Raw genomic sequence first — 1,029 nt, forward strand, 5'->3', positions numbered from 1 at the left:
CTTGTAGTCCCGGTAGACCTCCACCCGCTTGATAAGGCAGTTGACGATCATTTTCTTTGCCTCCATGCTGGCGGTGTCGTACATATCGGCCCAAGAGATAATGTCATCGTATTGGGCGTTTAAGTGTTCCAGCACAGACTGGCCTTCGTCATAGGCCAGTTGCGCCGCTTCAAGCTGCTGTTGAACTTCGAGACATTTTGTCTCACAGTCGGAAATCAGAGAGCCAAGCAAATCCTGCGAAAAAGCACTTTCGCCGCGCAGGGATTTAATGACCTCGGCCTTCAGCATATTCAGTTCCGCAGACGCTTTTGTATGTTCGGCCCGGATGCTGCGGAGCAGCGCCTTCCGTTCCTCCATCTTTTCTTTGTAACGGATATTGACGATCTCGCTTTTTGGGACAGCTTTCATACGCTCAAAGATCTGCCGCACCACCTTATCAATGATGCCGTCAAGGGTATGTGCCGTGTACCCGGTCTGACCGTCACACTCCGTTTGCTTGCGGGTTTTGCCATAGCAGATATACCGCACACGCTTTACAATGCGGTTGGGATCGTCCTTGCAGGAATAAGCCTTGCCGTTTGTGGTGAGTGTCAGCCGGGAGCCACAATGCCCGCAAAACACATTCCCGGCCAGCAGGGACTGGCCTCGGGTGTTCAGTGGAACACGGCGCTCCTGTTCGGCAGAGTTGGCGCGGGATGTGCGGATATTCTGTGCGGCCTCAAAGAGCTCCGAGGGGATAATCTGTAAGTGCAGCAGCACTTGGGATCGACTATCGCCGCTGCGAAGTACGCCGGTATAGGTGAGGTTACAGATGATACCTCGGATGCTGGCGTGGTGCCACATCTTACCCGACCTTGCCCGATACCCGAGCTTGTTTAGATAGGTGGCAATCCGCTGGGCTCCAAAGCCCTCATGCACATATTTGTCGAATATGATCCGCACCACAGCGGCCTCGGCCTCGTTGACAACCAGCTCAAAAACTTCATGCTTGCGCTTATTGAAGCGGCCACTCTTTACGAGATCGTAGCC

1 protein-coding gene is annotated in these 1,029 nt (G+C 53.7%); it reads right to left on the reverse strand.

Annotation, left to right across the window (positions count from 1 at the left end; translation table 11 throughout):
* Positions 1 to 1,029 (reverse strand): recombinase family protein (locus ACTNBZ_RS14325; RefSeq protein ID WP_441210952.1); only part of this gene is annotated, 1,029 nt, incomplete at both ends.

Origin of the sequence: Pseudoflavonifractor sp. HCP28S3_F10 (assembly GCF_052065415.1) — a bacterium.
In the GTDB taxonomy this organism is placed as follows: domain Bacteria; phylum Bacillota; class Clostridia; order Oscillospirales; family Oscillospiraceae; genus Pseudoflavonifractor_A.